This window comes from Pseudomonas sp. MM213 (assembly GCF_020423045.1).
In the GTDB taxonomy this organism is placed as follows: Bacteria; Pseudomonadota; Gammaproteobacteria; order Pseudomonadales; family Pseudomonadaceae; genus Aquipseudomonas; species Aquipseudomonas migulae.
This window is the reverse complement of the sequence record NZ_CP081943.1, coordinates 284,377-300,122: the sequence shown is the minus strand read 5'-3', so window position 1 is coordinate 300,122 and position 15,746 is coordinate 284,377. Positions and strand designations below refer to the sequence as shown.

The 15,746-nt window shown below is 60.7% G+C and carries 16 protein-coding genes; 5 read left to right on the top strand and 11 right to left on the bottom strand.

Going from position 1 to position 15,746, the window contains the following annotated elements:
* Window positions 1-9: 9 nt before the first annotated feature.
* Window positions 10-990 carry a quinone oxidoreductase family protein gene (locus tag K5R88_RS01520; protein WP_008032914.1) on the bottom strand — a complete coding sequence of 327 codons (981 nt, stop codon included), beginning with the start codon at window positions 988-990 and terminating at the stop codon, window positions 10-12.
* Between the two features lie 163 nt (window positions 991-1,153).
* Window positions 1,154-1,366, bottom strand: a complete 213-nt coding sequence (locus K5R88_RS01515) for a DUF3079 domain-containing protein (RefSeq protein ID WP_223452503.1) — start codon at window positions 1,364-1,366, stop codon at window positions 1,154-1,156.
* Window positions 1,367-1,526: 160 nt separating this feature from the next.
* Between K5R88_RS01515 and K5R88_RS01510 the strand changes: the two genes are divergently transcribed.
* The 5 genes from K5R88_RS01510 to K5R88_RS01490 all read left to right on the top strand — a co-directional run bounded on the left by K5R88_RS01510 (window position 1,527) and on the right by K5R88_RS01490 (window position 5,075).
* A complete protein-coding gene (locus K5R88_RS01510) occupies window positions 1,527-1,886 on the top strand; it encodes a hypothetical protein (protein WP_192226490.1) in 360 nt (119 codons plus the stop codon).
* A gap of 87 nt (window positions 1,887-1,973) precedes the next feature.
* Window positions 1,974-2,498, top strand: coding sequence for an iron transporter (locus K5R88_RS01505; protein WP_008043843.1), 525 nt, complete (start codon window positions 1,974-1,976; stop codon window positions 2,496-2,498).
* Window positions 2,499-2,831: a cupredoxin domain-containing protein gene (locus K5R88_RS01500; protein WP_008032923.1), complete on the top strand. Its 333-nt coding sequence runs from the start codon at window positions 2,499-2,501 to the stop codon at window positions 2,829-2,831.
* A gap of 22 nt (window positions 2,832-2,853) precedes the next feature.
* Complete coding sequence (locus K5R88_RS01495; RefSeq protein ID WP_226299024.1) at window positions 2,854-3,708, top strand: FTR1 family iron permease; 855 nt, start codon at window positions 2,854-2,856, stop codon at window positions 3,706-3,708.
* Window positions 3,696-5,075: a 4Fe-4S binding protein gene (locus K5R88_RS01490; RefSeq protein WP_226299023.1), complete on the top strand. Its 1,380-nt coding sequence runs from the start codon at window positions 3,696-3,698 to the stop codon at window positions 5,073-5,075. The genes K5R88_RS01495 and K5R88_RS01490 overlap by 13 nt, the downstream gene beginning before the upstream one ends.
* A 33-nt stretch (window positions 5,076-5,108) precedes the next feature.
* On the opposite strand, the gene K5R88_RS01485 is transcribed toward K5R88_RS01490, so the two are convergent.
* The 9 genes from K5R88_RS01485 to narH all read right to left on the bottom strand — a co-directional run bounded on the left by K5R88_RS01485 (window position 5,109) and on the right by narH (window position 15,745).
* Window positions 5,109-6,728: a methyl-accepting chemotaxis protein gene (locus tag K5R88_RS01485; RefSeq protein WP_008032931.1), complete on the bottom strand. Its 1,620-nt coding sequence runs from the start codon at window positions 6,726-6,728 to the stop codon at window positions 5,109-5,111.
* Between the two features lie 92 nt (window positions 6,729-6,820).
* The gene (locus K5R88_RS01480) at window positions 6,821-7,516 is read right to left on the bottom strand and encodes an anaerobic ribonucleoside-triphosphate reductase activating protein (protein WP_008043833.1); all 696 of its coding nucleotides are present in this window, start codon (window positions 7,514-7,516) and stop codon (window positions 6,821-6,823) included.
* Complete coding sequence (gene nrdD, locus K5R88_RS30710; RefSeq protein WP_008032934.1) at window positions 7,513-7,680, bottom strand: anaerobic ribonucleoside-triphosphate reductase; 168 nt, start codon at window positions 7,678-7,680, stop codon at window positions 7,513-7,515. The genes K5R88_RS01480 and nrdD overlap by 4 nt, the downstream gene beginning before the upstream one ends.
* Before the next feature lie 32 nt (window positions 7,681-7,712).
* On the bottom strand, window positions 7,713-9,728 hold the full coding sequence (locus tag K5R88_RS01475; protein ID WP_207286742.1) for a ribonucleoside triphosphate reductase: 2,016 nt from the start codon (window positions 9,726-9,728) through the stop codon (window positions 7,713-7,715).
* 1,068 nt (window positions 9,729-10,796) lie between these two features.
* Window positions 10,797-11,789: a GTP 3',8-cyclase MoaA gene (gene moaA, locus K5R88_RS01470; RefSeq protein ID WP_192226482.1), complete on the bottom strand. Its 993-nt coding sequence runs from the start codon at window positions 11,787-11,789 to the stop codon at window positions 10,797-10,799.
* A 25-nt stretch (window positions 11,790-11,814) separates the two neighbouring features.
* Window positions 11,815-12,765, bottom strand: coding sequence for a peptidylprolyl isomerase (locus K5R88_RS01465; RefSeq protein WP_192226480.1), 951 nt, complete (start codon window positions 12,763-12,765; stop codon window positions 11,815-11,817).
* A gap of 10 nt (window positions 12,766-12,775) precedes the next feature.
* Window positions 12,776-13,456, bottom strand: coding sequence for a respiratory nitrate reductase subunit gamma (gene narI, locus K5R88_RS01460; protein WP_008030998.1), 681 nt, complete (start codon window positions 13,454-13,456; stop codon window positions 12,776-12,778).
* Window positions 13,449-14,204, bottom strand: coding sequence for a nitrate reductase molybdenum cofactor assembly chaperone (gene narJ / locus K5R88_RS01455; protein ID WP_008043733.1), 756 nt, complete (start codon window positions 14,202-14,204; stop codon window positions 13,449-13,451). The genes narI and narJ overlap by 8 nt, the downstream gene beginning before the upstream one ends.
* Window positions 14,205-14,206: 2 nt before the next feature.
* The gene (gene narH, locus K5R88_RS01450; protein WP_008030993.1) at window positions 14,207-15,745 is read right to left on the bottom strand and encodes a nitrate reductase subunit beta; all 1,539 of its coding nucleotides are present in this window, start codon (window positions 15,743-15,745) and stop codon (window positions 14,207-14,209) included.
* Window position 15,746: the final 1 nt, after the last annotated feature.

The window sequence follows — 15,746 nt, the reverse complement described above, 5'->3', positions numbered from 1 at the left end:
GGCCGCTCCTTAAATGACGAAAATCGACGAACCGGTGGTCTTGCGCGACTCAAGGTCGCGATGAGCCTGCACCGCATCCTGCAAGGCGTAGTGCTGGTTGATCTCGATCTTGATCCGGCCGCTGCCGACGTGGTCGAACAACTCACCAGCCAGCGCGGCTTTCTCCGCAGGGTCGGCGATGTAGTCAGCCAGGGCCGGACGGGTCAGGAACAACGAGCCTTTCATCGCCAGCATCACCGGGTCGAACGCAGGGATCGGACCGGATGCCGTGCCGACGCACACCATCAGGCCACGACGCTTGAGCGAATCCAGGGAGCCGGCGAAGGTGTTCTTGCCGACGCTGTCGAACACCACGTTGACGCCAACGCCATCGGTCAATTCGCGAACGCGGGCGGCGACGTCTTCATGGCTGTAATTGATAGTATGGTCGCAACCGTGAGCCCGGGCGATTTGGGCCTTTTCCTCGGTCGAAACCGTGCCGATCACGTTCAAGCCGAGCAATTTGGCCCACTGCGAGACGATCAGGCCGACGCCACCAGCGGCGGCGTGCAGCAGAATGCTGTCGCCTTCCTTGAAGTCGTAGATGCGGCGCATCAGGTACGAAGACGTCAGGCCGCGCATGGTCATGGCCGCAGCGGTCTCGAAACTGATGGTTTCCGGCAGCTTGATCAACGGCGCAGCCGCGATCAGCCGCTCGGTGCTGTAGGCACCAAGGGTGTTGAGGAAACCGGTATAGGTGACGCGGTCCCCCACCTGGACGTTGGTCACCCCTTCGCCGACGGCCTGGACCACACCGGACGCTTCAACCCCCATGCCGTTGGGCATCGGAATCGGATAAGTGCCATTGCGAAAATAGGTGTCGGCATAATTAAGGCCCACCGCCACATGACGAAGACGAACCTGGCCTGGACCGGGATCGCCGACCTCGACCTCCTCATAACGGAGGACTTCGGGACCACCGGTTTCGTAGAAGCGTACGGCGTTGGCCATTTTTTCTTATTCTCCAGTCTGTACAGCGTCGATTTGCGCTGATTGGACTGTAGGACGCAGTCTGGTGAGCCGCTTCTCATCAGACGACACAGGCTTTTCATTTCATGACAGATGGTTGCGGGCATGGAACGCAATGCTGCGCTATGACCAGGTTGGACCTGCGTCAGATATCGTCATCCGCCGCCTTGGTTGTGACGATGAGGGGCTCGATACCCCAATCGCCGGGCACATTCCAGTCTTCGCCAAACATCTCGGCCGGATGCATCGTACGCTCGGAGCCATTGCCGCACGCCAACGACTTGGCCGGACAATACCGGTCGCACCCCCAGCAAATCCGCTCGGGGTGTTTGGGGTTGTCGGGGAAATTCTTGGCCATGCCGATCTCCGGTCTTTGAGAGGCGTTTTTCCAACCTACAGCCTCTGTGCAAAGTCGTCCTTGATGGATATCAAGCTATCGACATCGAGTGACTGCCCTCCCCCGATCATGATCCTGAGGCTAAGCTGATAACGGCCGAACAGACTTGGAGACGTCGCTCATGATCAATAAAAATCCTCACCCGAACGCAGAGACACCCGACCGTCCACCGCTGTCGACATGGGACGATCAAGACGCCGCAACATCCATCGATAGCGATGCCTTTATCGCCCCGCCTGCGCTGACAAACGCCGAACTGGTTCACTTGCGTGTCCGCGTGATTGCCCTGGAAAACCTGGTCATCGCGCTGCTGGCGGAAGGTTCGGAACGTCAGCTCGCCGTTGCCCGGGAAATGGCCGGCTACATTTCCCCCAGAGCCGGGTTTACCCAGCATCCCTTGACCGTCCATGCGGCGGCACAGATGACCCACAGCGTCGAGCGCGCCCAGCGATTTCGCCGGCGCGACGAGCCGTCGGTTTAATTACTCAAAACTTGATAGCAATCATTATTGTTCGCAGCAAACCTTCCTAGACTCGGGTTCCTACTCGACAGTGCCCAGGAAGAAATCATGCGTACCTCTCTCACACTCGCTTTGCTCTTGTTCGTACCACTGGCTCAGGCCAAGGAATACCCGATCGGCGAACCACAGCTGTGTCCGGGGCTGGAAGTCGGGGCGGTTTATCTGCAACCGATCGAGATGGAACCGGCGGGCATGATGCGCGCCACTGCGGATTCGGATGTGCACCTGGAGGCCGACATCCGCGCCACTGCGGATAATCACCAGGGCTTTCAGGAAGGCAGTTTCGTGCCCTATCTCAACGTCTCTTTCAATCTGAAAAAGCAAGGCAAAGACCCGGAACTCAAAGGCGATTTCCACGCCATGGTCGCCAACGACGGTCCGCACTACGGCGACAATGTGAAGCTGATGGGGCCGGGCAAATATCAACTCACCTTCACCATCCTGCCACCCGGTGGTCACGCCTCTCTCGGTCGCCACACCGACAAGGAAACCGGTGTCGCGCCCTGGTTCGAACGCTGCGAGCTGCACTACGAATTCGTCTACGCCGGCATTGGCAAAAAAGGTGGCTATTGAATGAAACGCCTGCAGGTTGCCTGCCTGCTGGTGGCTGGAGCCCTTGCGCCGTTGACCGCCCATGCCGAGTTGCCGAGCTACGAACTGATCCTGCGCGATGGTCACTTCACGCCGGCCTTGCTGGAGGTCCCGGCCGGGCAGCGATTCAAGATCGTCCTGAAAAACAACGGTCAGGGGCCGGCCGAATTCGAGAGCACACCGCTGCGGGTTGAAAAAGTCATGTCACCGGGCGTGACCACCTTTGTCGTCATTCACCCGCTCAGGCCCGGTCACTACCCGTTTTTCGACGAGTTCAATCCGCAACTGCCCGAGGGCGGCATCCTCGCGAAATAACCTGTCAGCGCACGGAGTTTTCATGAATCAATCAATGTTCATCGTCTGGCGCGAAAGCGTCGAGGCGTTGCTGGTGATCGGCATTCTCCAGGCCTGGGCCAGCCAGCAGTACCAGGGTCATCGACTGGTCAAATACTTGTGGGTCGGCGTGGGGCTGGGGTTGCTGCTCTCGGGTCTGTTGGCCGTGCTGATTCTGTTTGCCGGCGAGGCCATGAGCGGGTCGGCCAGTGAATGGTTCCAGGCCTCACTCGCGCTGGTCGCCAGCCTGTTGATCGTGCAAATGGTGGGCTGGATGCACCGTCACGGGCGCTCCCTCAAACAGGATTTGCAGCGCCACGCCGACAGCCATCTGGCCCGGCAAGGCGGCATGGGGTTGTTGCTGCTGGCGATGCTTGCGGTCAGTCGTGAAGGCAGTGAAACGGTCGTGTTTCTCTATGGCGCCGGTGCTCAACTGCGAGGCCCGCAGCTCGGTTTGTTTGCCATCGGCGGCGCCATGGGGCTGGTGCTGTCGGCGTTGACCATCATCCTGCTGCACAGCAGTCGCCGGTTCATTTCGTGGCAACGATTCTTTGCCATCAGCGAAGTCATCCTGCTCATGCTCGGGGCCGCATTGCTGGTCAGTGGCACCGAGCGAATCGGCGGCCAACTGCTCGCCCTCGATCTGCCGGAGCAGGTTTACGGCGTCATTGGCGACGCGTTCTGGGACAGCAGCGTCTTACTGAGCGACAGCCATGGGCTCGGTGGTTTCCTCGCCGGTTTTGCCGGTTATCGGGCAACCCCCAGCGGCCTGACCTTGCTGGTATGGATCGGTTACTGGCTGGTCGTCGGCGGATGGCTACGGCAACGGACGATGGAAAAAGTCCCATGCCTGAACTGAGTTGGCACAATCGATGGCTCCAGCAAATGGGCGACGGGATGCGTCGCCATGCGCGGTTCATTCGTGCCGCGCAGTGGCTGGTTGTGGTGTTTTACGCAGTGCTGCTGGTGATCCCGCCGCTGCTGCCGCTGCCGGACAGTCAGGCACGGATGCTCGACAACCTGACCTTGCTTGCGCAGTTTTTGTTTTGGGGGATCTGGTGGCCGTTCGTGCTGCTGTCGATCGTGATGTTCGGTCGGCTCTGGTGTGGCGTGCTGTGTCCGGAAGGCTCGCTCAGCGAATGGGCCAGCCATTACGGTAAAGGCATGGGCGTGCCGCGCTGGTTGCGCTGGGGCGGCTGGCCGACCCTGGCGTTCTGCCTGACGACCCTCTATGGCCAGTTGATCAGCGTCTATGACTACGCTCAGGCGGCGCTGCTGATTCTGGGTGGTTCGACTGTCGCTGCGGTGGTCGTCGGGTTGTTGTTCGCCCGAGGCAAGCGGGTCTGGTGCCGTTACCTGTGCCCGGTCAGCGGCGTGTTCGCACTGCTCGCCCGCCTGGCGCCGGTGCATTTTCAGGTCAACGAACAACGCTGGATAGAAAACGCCCCGCCACGCCTGCCGCCCCCCAACTGCGCTCCGTTGCTCGATATCCGACGCCTGCAAGGCGCCAGTGATTGTCATGCCTGTGGGCGCTGCAGCGGGCAACGCGGTGCCGTCCAGTTGATCGCCCGGTCGGGCAATCAAGAGATTCTTCACGCGACGTCGCAGACGCTATCCCCGTGGGATGCTCGCTTGCTGCTGTTCGGTGTGATCGGCCTGGCGATGGGCGCATTCCAGTGGACGGTCAGCCCCTGGTTCGTCGCCCTCAAACAAACGCTTGCCCAATGGCTGGTTGAACACGACCAGTTCTGGGCCTTGCAAGACAACGCGCCCTGGTGGCTGCTCACCCACTACCCGCAGCTCAACGACAGCTTCAGTTGGCTCGACGGGTTCAGCATCGTCACTTACCTGAGTTTGAGTTCGGTGCTGCTCGGCACCGTACTAATGGTTCTCTTGCGCCTGACCGCTCGACTGGCGGGTGATCGTGCACTGTATTGGCCCCTGGCGCTCACACTCACGCCCCTGGGTGGTGCGGGACTGTTTCTCGGGTTGTCGGCAACCACCGTGAAACTGCTGCGCTATGAAGGTTTGCTGCTGGAATGGGTGCAACCGGTCAGGGCCTGCCTGTTGGTGGCCGCGATAGGCTGGAGTTTGCTGCTGGGATGGAAGCGACTGAGCCGCGAAAACCGCTCTCTGGCGCGACGCATGTCGGGCAGCGCCTGCCTGCTGTTGGCCAATGGTTTGATCGGGGTTGGCTGGTGGTTGCAGTTCTGGGGCTGGTCCTGAGCGCCCACCTCCACAACCACCCGCCCGGGTGGTCTAGACCTTGAATCGCGCCACGGTCTGATGCAGCGCCCCGGCCATCTGCGCCAGTTCATGGCCTGCGGTGTCGGTGTGCTGCGCACCCAGCAAGACTTGCTCGGACAAGGTGCGAATCCCCACCAGATTGCGATCCACCTCACGCGCCACCAACGCCTGCTCCTCCGTGGCACTGGCAATCATCAGGTTGCGTTCATTGATCTGCGAGATGGACCGGGTGATCTGATCCAGTGCATCACCTGAGCGCTGCGCCACTTCCAGGGTGGCTCGCACCAGATGACTGCTGCTTTGCATGGCCGTCACCGCATGGCCGGTATCCTGGCGAATGTTGCCGATCATCTGCTCGATTTCCTGGGTGGACTCCTGCGTGCGATGCGCCAGCGCGCGCACTTCATCGGCGACCACGGCAAAGCCGCGCCCGGCATCCCCGGCCCGTGCGGCTTCAATTGCCGCGTTGAGGGCCAGCAGATTGGTCTGCTCGGCGATGCTGCGAATCACGTCCAGGACTTTGCTGATGTCCTGCACCCGGCCCGCCAGTTGTTCGATGCGTTGCGAGGTGTCGGTGACGCCATCAGCCAGTTCGCCGATGGCAACCACGGTTTCCTGAACCTGTTCGCGGCCGCGCTGCGCGGTTTGCTCGGACTGTTTGGAGGCCTCGGAAGTACTGACCGCGTTGCGCGCCACTTCATCCACCGCAGCCGTCATCTGATTCACCGCCGCAGCGGCCTGCTCGATCTCCAGCCCCTGCAATTGCAGGTTGCTGGCGGTCTGGCTGCTGACGGCACTCAGTTCTTCGGAAGAGCTGGCCACCCGGTCAACCGAAGAAGCGATGTGCTTGACCATGGCATTCAGGCTTTGCTGCATCTGATGCATGTTCATCATCACACTGCCGTCGGCACTTGCACCCACCGGCACCTGAATCGTCAGGTCGCCCTCGGCGATTTCACTCAAGAACCGTGCGGCATCATCCGGCTCGCCACCCAATGGCCGGGTCACACTGCGCGTGACGACTATCGCAGCGGCAATCACCAGCGCCAGGCAGAACAGGAACAACCCGAGCATGTTGCGCCGGGCATCGCTGTACAGCGCCTGCGCCGACTGTTCACGGTCGATGAAGATTTTCCCTTGCAGCGCCATCAACTCATCCAGGCTGCGATACACCTCGGCTTCGGCCGGTACGACTTTCTGCTTCAGCTGGGCCATGGCATCGTCGGAAGCCCCTTGCCGAATCAAGACCTGCACCTGGGTGAACGCGGCAACGTAGGCTTCGCGGTTCTTTTTCAAGGCCAGGTATGCGGCTTTGCCCTCTGGCAGATAGAACAGCGGCTCAAGGGTTTCGAGCGCCTGGGTGATGCGTTTCTTGGTGGCGTCGATCGACTGCTGCACTTGCTGATTGTCCTTGTTGATCAGCAAGTCCCGGGTGTTCCTGGCGTTATCGCGCACGCCCGTGGCAATGACCATGATCGGTTCGATCTTCGGCCAGTCCTGTTTGACGATGACCACCGCCTGTTCCTTGAGCGTTGCCAGATCGTGCAACGCGTAAAACGCCATGCCCATCAGCGCCAGCGGCGCGATTGCAAAGCCGATGACGATCCGTTGTGCCGTGGTTAATTTAGCCATATCAAATGCTCCCAGTTTGATACCTGCCTGATTGGCAGCGCATTTGAAATTCATGGTGGATGTCACTGTTGAACGTTGATTCGCAGGTTCGGTTACCCCCGTAACACGAACGCTGGAAACAACTCGCGCATCGCCTCCCAAAGATCGGGTAGCAAAGCCTGTGCCGAAACGCTCGGCAGCAGCGGATCGAACATCCGCTCGGTGCGCACCAGTTGCACGGCGAAGCGTTTGACGCCCAGCGCGCTCAATCGCTGCGCGAGGGTCAACAGACGTGCCGGTTCGACGAGATGCCAATGCACGGTGGTGCGGCATTCGTAGTCGACATCGCTGGCCAGCAGATGCTCGAGGCTGCGCCAGTTGGCTGTTCCGCTGCCCTCGACGCGGGTGATGGCCTGGCAATCCTCGGGCAATGCCTTGACGTCGAAGCCCACCCAGTCGGCCCCGGCCAGCGCCTTGGCGAACGCGGCCGGCTTGATGCCGGCGCTGTGCAAACCGATGCGAAATCCCATGGCGCGCACTTCATCCATGGCGCCGGGCAACGCGTCCTGCAAGGTCGGCTCACCGCCGCTGAACACCACGGCATCGAGCAGGTCCTGTCGACGTTGCAGAAACGCCATAACCCGCCGCCAATCCACTTCCTCGGTGCCACGAGGCGGGATCAGTTGCGGGTTATGGCAGTAACGACAACGCCAGGCGCACCCCTGGCAAAACAGCACGCAAGCGAGCTGTCCCGGATAGTCGATAGTGGTCAGGGGCACCATGCCCCCGACCCGCAGCATTCGACTCATTGGCGCCCGGCCACGGCCGCGCTTTCGGTGAAGTGCACCCGTTCGCGGTGCTCCGACTGTTTGCCCGGATTGAACGCCGACACCGGACGGTGATAACCCATCACCCGGGTCCAGACTTCGCAGCGTTGACGTTGAGCCTGGGGCAGTGTTTGCGATGCAATCATGGTGAAGCTCCTTGCGGTTGAGTGGATCGAAATCAGTGAACGGTGCCGGTTTGCTGTTCTTTGAGCAGCAGGATCTCGTCGCATTTAGGGCAGAACTCGTGCTCGCCATCGAGGTAGCCGTGCACCGGGCAGATGGAGAATGTCGGGGTCACGGTCAGGTACGGCAGGCGGAACCGCCCGAGGGCTTTGCGCACCAGTTGCTTGCAGGCTTGGGTCGAAGAAATCCGCTCGGCCATGTACAGATGCAAGACCGTCCCGCCGGTGTATTTGCATTGCAATTCGTCTTGCAGTTCCAGGGCCTCGAAGGGGTCTTCGGTGTAGCCCACGGGCAGTTGCGAGGAGTTGGTGTAATACGGCGCCTGCGCGCTGCCGGCCTGGAGAATGTCGGGATAGCGCTTGAGGTCTTCCTTGGCGAAACGGTAGGTAGTGCCCTCGGCCGGCGTCGCTTCGAGGTTGTAGAGGTGGCCGGTTTCTTCCTGGAAACGCACGAGCGTGGCGCGCACATGGTCCAGCATCCTCAGGGCAAACTGCCGGCCGTGCTCGGTGTGCATGCCCTCCTTGTCGCCGGTGAAATTGCGCAGCATTTCATGCAGGCCATTGAGGCCAATGGTCGAGAAATGGTTGCGCAAGGTGCCGAGGTAACGCTTGGTGTACGGGTACAAACCGGCATCCATGTGATGCTGAATCACCTTGCGCTTGACCTCCAGGCTCTCCATCGCCAGTTCCATCAGCGTGTCCAGACGCTTGAGCAAACCGCTGGTATCACCCTTGAATACATAACCCAGTCGCGCGCAGTTGATGGTCACCACGCCGAGCGATCCGGTCTGTTCCGCCGAGCCGAACAAGCCGCCACCGCGCTTGAGCAACTCGCGCACGTCCAGTTGCAAGCGGCAGCACATCGAACGTACCTGATTGGGCTGCATGTCCGAATTGAGGAAGTTCTGGAAATACGGCAAGCCGTAACGTGCGGTCATCTCGAACAGGCGGTCAGCGTTTTCACTGTCCCATGGAAAATCATGGGTGATGTTGTAGGTCGGGATCGGAAAGGTGAACACCCGCCCTTTCGCATCGCCGGCCTGCATCACCTCGATGTAGGCGCGGTTGAGCAGGTCCATTTCGGCTTGCAGGTCGCCATAGGCAAACGGCATTTCCTCACCGCCGATGATGGGGATCTGCTCGCGCAGATCCTGCGGGCAAACCCAGTCGAAGGTCAGGTTGGTAAAGGGCGTTTGCGTGCCCCAGCGCGATGGGACGTTGAGGTTGTAGATGAATTCCTGGATCGCTTGGCGTATCTGCTCGAAACCCAGCTGGTCTTTGCGCACATAGGGCGCCAGGTAGGTGTCGAACGAACTGAACGCCTGGGCACCGGCCCATTCGTTTTGCAGGGTACCGAGGAAATTCACCATCTGCCCCAGGGCACTGCTCAAGTGCTTCGGCGGACCGGCTTCGACCCGTCCCGGCACACCGTTGAGCCCTTCGTGCAAGAGCGTGCGCAGCGACCATCCGGCGCAATAACCGGCGAGCATGTCGAGGTCGTGCACATGCAAATCCGCCTCGCGGTGGGCCTGGCCGATGGCTTCGCTGTAGACCTCGTCCAGCCAGTAGTTGGCGGTGACCTTGCCCGACACGTTCAGCACCAGCCCGCCCAGGGAATAGCCCTGATTGGCGTTGGCCTGGACCCGCCAGTCTTCACGGTCGAGGTATTCGTTCATGGAGGTGGCGACCTCGACCAGGGTCCGGCGGTCGCGGCGCAAGCGTCCGTGCTGTTCGCGGTAGACGATGTAGGCGCGCATGGCGAAGAAAAAACCGGCGTCCATCAGCACCCGTTCGACACGGTCCTGGATCTGTTCGACATGCAGTCTCGGCAGCCCTTCCAGGCGGGCGAGTACGGCCTCGAGCAGGCCTTCGGCTTCAACGTCGGTGTATTCCCCGGTTGCCCTGCCGGCAGCGATCAACGCCTGACGGATCTTGTCGGCGTCGAAGGCAACCAGGTCACCGTTGCGCTTGTGCAGACGGTTACTTCCTACTGAGATCAGCGTGCTTTGCATTCGGCCTCCAGATACTACATATAGATTTTTATTCATCTAAAAACACAACATGCAGTGGAGGTTACGTACAAAGGGCGGATCTGCAATTGATCGATATCAAGATTTGGCGGTGATTGCCTAGCATTTGTTTTTGGTGTGTATATCCGTTTCTTCGGTGATGGCGGCTATTGGTTTCGCCCTTACGGCGAGTCACTTGGAAGAGCCCCAAGTAACCAAGGGCTCTTGCCCCTTTCGTTCGGTGCCTCGCCTAGGCTCGGCATACCCTCGCTCCGGTCCTGCTCCGTGGGCCCGCCGCCATCGGCCATCCCTGGCCGGGGGCGGCTAACCCGGCATCCATGCCGGGTTGCCCACTGCGCAGAACCTCCACTCGGCCTCTCGAGGGGGCGCTCAGATCAAAAGCGGAAGGCGAGCTAACGCTCGGCCTGATGAGTGGTGGAAATCAAAAGCGTATGGGATTCCCTGTAGGAGCCGGCTTGCCGGCGAAAAACGCCCAGACACCGCGTTGATTCAGAAACCCCGCGTTATCGTTGACGTCCATCGCCAGCAAGCTGGCTCCTACAATTTTGAATCGTGTGAACCCAATCCCCGTGTAGGAGCCGGCTTGCTGGCGATAGCGGTGGGTCAGTCGACGTATGTATTGGCTGGACGGGCACCATCGTCGGAACGCCGCCCGCAGCAAGCCGGCTCCTACAGGGGATAGGTGTACATATCCGGAATGAGGGAACGCGTGCACCAAAGAGCCAGGTCGGCTTTCAGGCCGCCTCGGCGGCTGTGGCGGTGGTCGCCCCCTCGAGAGGCCGAGCGCAGGTTCTGCGCAGTGGGCAACCCGGCATGGATGCCGGGTTAGCCGCCCCCGGCCAGGGATGGCCGATCGCGGCGGGCCCACGGAGCAGGACCGGAGCGAGGGCATGGCGAGCATTAGCGAGCCACCGAACGAAAGGGGCAAGAGCGCTTGGTTACTTGGCGCTTCTCCAAGTGACTCGCTGTAAAAGCGAAACCATTAGCGGCCGTTACCGCAGGAATGGATATGTACACCATCAGAAACTCGGCGCTTGGACTTACGGCAAATCAACCACCACTCATATTCATGAACCGAACAATCTGCACATCCCCCTCCGGAGTGAAATCATGGCGCAGCGGTTTACCGCGCAAAGCCTTTTGCACCGCATTGATCACCGGCTGGTCATCCAGCGGATAACGCCGCAGCAACCCTCTCAAATCCAGCGCATCGTCCTGCCCCAGACACAACAGCAGCTTGCCTTCCACGGTCATCCGCACCCGGTTGCAAGTACCGCAGAAGTTGTGGCTGTTGGGTGAAATGAAACCGATCCGGGTCTCGGGATGGCGTTCCAGGCGCACATAACGCGCCGGCCCGCCGCTGTTTTCCGTGCTGTCGAGCAAACGATGACGCTGAGCAATCAACGTGCGCACGTCATCACTGGAACAAAACGATTCGCCCCGTGATCGCCCGACGTCGCCCAGCGGCATTTCTTCGATAAAACTGATATCGATGCGCTGGTCGATGGCGTATTGCACCAGCGCCGGGACCTCATCGAAGTTGCGCCCCTTCATCACCACGCAGTTGAGCTTGATTCGCTCAAACCCCGCATCCCGCGCCGCTTCGATGCCGCTAAGCACCTGATCGAGATCGCCGTTGCGGGTGATCGCGCGAAATTTCTGCGCGTCCAGGCTGTCGAGGCTGATGTTCATCCGTTTAACACCCGCCTCCACCAACGGCCGCGCCAGGCGGCCCAGCTGCGAGCCGTTGCTGGTCATCACCAGTTCGCGCAAACCGGGCAACGCGGCGATGTTGCGACACAGATCGACAATGCCGGGACGGATCAACGGCTCGCCGCCGGTAAGGCGAATCTTGCGCACGCCCAATCCGACGAACAACGTTGCCAGGCGCTGCAATTCCTCCAGCGTGAGCACCTGCTGACGCGGCAGGAAGGTCATGTTTTTCGCCATGCAATACACACAACGAAAATCACACCGGTCCGTCACCGACATCCGCAGATAATCGATCTGCCGCCCAAAACCATCCTGCATCACAGCGTTCATCACATCTCCCGGTTAGCCTTGAGGCTCACTGCACCAGCGGTGAGTCAGCGCCCTGCAAATGAATACCGCGAACATCCGCCGCGCCAATCAGGGTTTGCAGGTATTGCACCAGGGCCTTTTGCCAGACGCCCTGCTGCAACTGCGTGCGGATCGCCGTCGACACCGCTTCATAGGGCAACGGCATGCCTTCGATCCGCTGATCGACACTGACCACATGCCAGCCATAACGACTTTCCAACGGTTTGCTGGCCAGCCCCGGTGCCAGCGTGAACAGCTGCCGCTCCAGTTCCGGCACGGTCTGGCCTTTGCTGATCTGCCCCAGGGAACCACCTTGTGCCTTCGACGGGCAGGCCGAATATTTCACCGCCAGCTCGGCGAAGCTGCCGGGGAAGTCTTCCAGCCGTTGCAGCAGGATTTCTGCCTGGGCATGCGCCAGCTCGCGGGCTTCGGCATCGTCCGGCGCGCACTCCAGCAGGATGTGCCGCACCGCCAGCAACGGCGCGCTGTGAAAGCGCCCGCGATTGTTTTCGTAGTAACGAAGGCTGGTTTGCTCGTCGCATTGCGGCACGATCACCTCGCGTTCGAGCAACAAGCGCGTGGCGGCTTCTTCTTCGTTCTCACCGGCACCGACCTCCAGCGACACGCCCAGTTCGGCAATGCGCTGCTGCAACAACTCGCGGATCACCAGCGCCTTGGCGGCCAGATACACCGCCTCTTCGCGGCTTTCGGCCGGGTGATATTGCAGCTCCTGGGCCATCGCTTCCGGGGTGATCACCACCTCGTTGACGCTGATGATCGGCCACTCCTGCTCGCTGCTGGCGATCAACTGCGCCGGCGCGTCATCGGCCGCCGCAGGCTCAACCGCGAGCTCTTCAAACGGCGCGACATCGTCCGGCACCGCAACCTCTACTTGTTTGGAAGATCCGCAGCCACCGCTGCCGCCGTTACCGCCGCCACATCCACATCCACCTGACATGATTGTCTCCTCAGAATTTCTGCCGAACGATTTGATAACGGCGTCCCAGGTACCAGACCGGTGCACTGATCACGTGTACGAGACGGGTGAAGGGGAACAACACAAACAGGGTCAGGCCGAGGAACACGTGCAGCTTGTAGGTCAGCCCGACCGGAGCGATGGAGGCCGCCGCTTCCGTCGGCCGCAACAGCACGGTGTTCTGCGCCCAGTCGGCGAGCATCACCATCACCGAACCGTCCATGTGCGCGGTGGACGCAACGATGGTCAGCAGGCCGAGCAGCAACTGCGCCAATAGCACCAGCAGAATCAGGATGTCCGACGTACTGGACGTGGCGCGGACCCGAGGATCGCTCAGGCGCCGGTTGACCAGCATCAGCAGGCCGATCAGGCACAACAGGCCGAAGAAGCCGCCGGACACCATCGCCAGCAACTGCTTGTTCTCAGTGCTGATGACATGGTGGTAAACCGACGCAGGCGTCAGCAGGCCGACGAAATGCCCGGCCAGCACGAACAACACACCGATGTGGAAGAAGTTGCTCGCCACGCGCATGCCGCGCTGGTTGAGCATTTGGCTGGAGCCCGCCTTCCAGGTGTACTGCGACAGGTCGAAGCGGGCCCAACTGCCGATCAGGCAAATGGCCAAAGCGATATAGGGATAAATCCCGAACAACAACAGGTTCCATTTAGACATTGCCTACCTCCTGGACTGGCGCGGCGGCCAGTCCTTCATGCTGAAAATCCACCCAGTGCAACGGCACCGCGCTTTCTTCCCGGGCCTTGCCCGGCGCGCTTGGCAGCGAACCGCAACGGTCCTGCTGTTCGGCCTGGAGAAAGTCCACGGCCTCCTCTTCCCAGATCTTGTCGAGGGCTTCGAGCGAGTCGTCGCGCACTTCCGCCGCGACCTGCTCACGCAGGTCGGCCACGGCCTGATGCGGTTCGGCCCCGGCAATCTGCAGCAGCGCCCGGAAGCAACTGGCGTAGGCGCTTTCACGCTCCTCCAGACGCGCCGCGAGCAAGGCCAGCAGGTGCGAGACATCCGCCAGGCCCTCGCGGGCCTCGATGTCTTCGCGAGTGGACAGAAACTCCAGGTACAGCGGGATGTAGTCCGGCAGCTCTTTGACGCCGATGGCAAAACCGGCGTCTTCGTACTGCGCCATCATGTCGACCATGGCCTGGCCACGGTCGCGGGACTCGCCGTGCACGTGTTCGAACAACAGCAACGAGAGCGCGCGCCCCCGACCGAACAGCGCACCGTAGTGCTCCTGCCCGTCCATCAGGTCATTGGCGCAGATCAGCTCCAGCAACTCGAACAACGCACCGCGCTGCTTCGGGCTGATTTCACGCGACTGAATGATCGCCTGCTCCAGTTCGTCGCGGCCGCTGATCAGCGTTTCAGTCGGGTAATCGAGCAGCAGCGAAATCACTTTGAGAATTTGCATGCTCATTCCTCCCACAACTGCACGGTTTTCAGGACGTCGCGACGGTTGGCCTTTTTCGCGCCGAACATGTTGGTGTCGGAGCTGCCGCTGCAACCGCTGCCGAAACTGAAACCGCAACCGGAGCGTTCGGCAAAGGCGTCGCTCATGGCGTCTTCGCGGTGGGCGGTCGGTACCACAAAGCGGTCCTCATAGTTGGCGATGGCCAGGTAGCGGTACATTTCCTCGACCTGGTCCACGCTCAAACCGACGTCCGCCAGCACTTGCAGGTCTTGCACGCCATCGACTTGCTCGGAACGCTTGTAGGCACGCATCGCCAGCAAGCGTTTCAACGCACGCTTGACCGGTTTTTCATCGCCGGCAGTCAGCAGGTTGGCCAGGTACTTCAGCGGAATACGCAGGCTGTCGACGTCCGGAATCACCCCGTTCATGCCGACGGTGCCGGCAGTTGCAGCGTTTTGAATCGGCGACAGTGGCGGTACGTACCAGACCATCGGCAAGGTGCGGTATTCCGGGTGCAGCGGCAGCGCGAGTTTCCAGTCCACGGCCATTTTGTAGACCGGCGAACGCTGGGCGGAATCGATCACGGACTGCGGTACACCGTCTGCCAGGGCCTGACGGATCACAGCCGGGTCATTCGGATCGAGGAAGATCTCCAGTTGTTTTTCGTACAGATCCTGCTCATTGGCGGTGCTCGCGACTTCGCTGATGCGGTCGGCGTCATACAGCAACACGCCGAGGTAACGGATACGACCGACGCACGTTTCGGCGCATACGGTCGGCATCCCGGCTTCGATACGCGGGTAGCAGAAAATGCACTTCTCGGACTTGCCGCTTTTCCAGTTGAAGTAGATTTTCTTGTACGGGCAGCCGCTGATGCACATGCGCCAGCCACGGCATTTTTCCTGGTCGATCAGGACAATGCCGTCTTCTTCACGCTTGTAGATCGCCCCGCTCGGGCACGATGCCGCACACGCCGGGTTGAGGCAGTGCTCGCACAGGCGCGGCAAATACATCATGAAGGTGTTTTCGTACTCGCCGTAAATGTCCGCCTGGATCTTGTCGAAGTTCTTGTCCTTGCGACGCTTGGCGAATTCGGTGCCGAGGATTTCTTCCCAGTTCGGGCCCCACTCGATTTTCTCCATGCGCTTGCCGGAGACCAGCGAGCGTGGGCGCGCCGTCGGCTGATGCTCGCCCAGCGGTGCGGTGTGCAGGTGTTGGTAATCGAAGTCGAACGGCTCGTAGTAGTCGTCGAGGCTCGGCAGGTCCGGGTTGGCAAAGATGTTGGCCAACACGCGGAACTTGCCGCCGATGCGCGGGTTGATCGAGCCGTTGGCATTGCGGATCCAGCCGCCCTTCCACTTGTCCTGGTTTTCCCATTCTTTCGGGTAGCCGATCCCGGGTTTGCTTTCGACGTTGTTGAACCAGGCGTATTCCATGCCTTCACGGCTGGTCCAGACGTTTTTGCAGGTGATCGAGCAAGTGTGGCAACCGATGCACTTGTCCAGGTTCAGCACCATGCCGATTTGTGAGCGAATCTTCATC

Coding starts and splice junctions, on each gene's coding strand:
- narJ (WP_008043733.1), bottom strand. CDS start 14,204: ATGCAAATTCTCAAAGTGATTTCGCTGCTGCTCGATTACCCGACTGAA.
- K5R88_RS01465 (WP_192226480.1), bottom strand. CDS start 12,765: ATGTCAGGTGGATGTGGATGTGGCGGCGGTAACGGCGGCAGCGGTGGC.
- K5R88_RS01485 (WP_008032931.1), bottom strand. CDS start 6,728: ATGGCTAAATTAACCACGGCACAACGGATCGTCATCGGCTTTGCAATC.
- nrdD (WP_008032934.1), bottom strand. CDS start 7,680: ATGATTGCATCGCAAACACTGCCCCAGGCTCAACGTCAACGCTGCGAA.
- K5R88_RS01490 (WP_226299023.1), top strand. CDS start 3,696: ATGCCTGAACTGAGTTGGCACAATCGATGGCTCCAGCAAATGGGCGAC.
- K5R88_RS01505 (WP_008043843.1), top strand. CDS start 1,974: ATGCGTACCTCTCTCACACTCGCTTTGCTCTTGTTCGTACCACTGGCT.
- narH (WP_008030993.1), bottom strand. CDS start 15,745: ATGAAGATTCGCTCACAAATCGGCATGGTGCTGAACCTGGACAAGTGC.
- K5R88_RS01495 (WP_226299024.1), top strand. CDS start 2,854: ATGAATCAATCAATGTTCATCGTCTGGCGCGAAAGCGTCGAGGCGTTG.
- narI (WP_008030998.1), bottom strand. CDS start 13,456: ATGTCTAAATGGAACCTGTTGTTGTTCGGGATTTATCCCTATATCGCT.
- K5R88_RS01515 (WP_223452503.1), bottom strand. CDS start 1,366: ATGGCCAAGAATTTCCCCGACAACCCCAAACACCCCGAGCGGATTTGC.
- K5R88_RS01500 (WP_008032923.1), top strand. CDS start 2,499: ATGAAACGCCTGCAGGTTGCCTGCCTGCTGGTGGCTGGAGCCCTTGCG.
- K5R88_RS01475 (WP_207286742.1), bottom strand. CDS start 9,728: ATGCAAAGCACGCTGATCTCAGTAGGAAGTAACCGTCTGCACAAGCGC.
- moaA (WP_192226482.1), bottom strand. CDS start 11,789: ATGAACGCTGTGATGCAGGATGGTTTTGGGCGGCAGATCGATTATCTG.
- K5R88_RS01520 (WP_008032914.1), bottom strand. CDS start 990: ATGGCCAACGCCGTACGCTTCTACGAAACCGGTGGTCCCGAAGTCCTC.
- K5R88_RS01510 (WP_192226490.1), top strand. CDS start 1,527: ATGATCAATAAAAATCCTCACCCGAACGCAGAGACACCCGACCGTCCA.
- K5R88_RS01480 (WP_008043833.1), bottom strand. CDS start 7,516: ATGAGTCGAATGCTGCGGGTCGGGGGCATGGTGCCCCTGACCACTATC.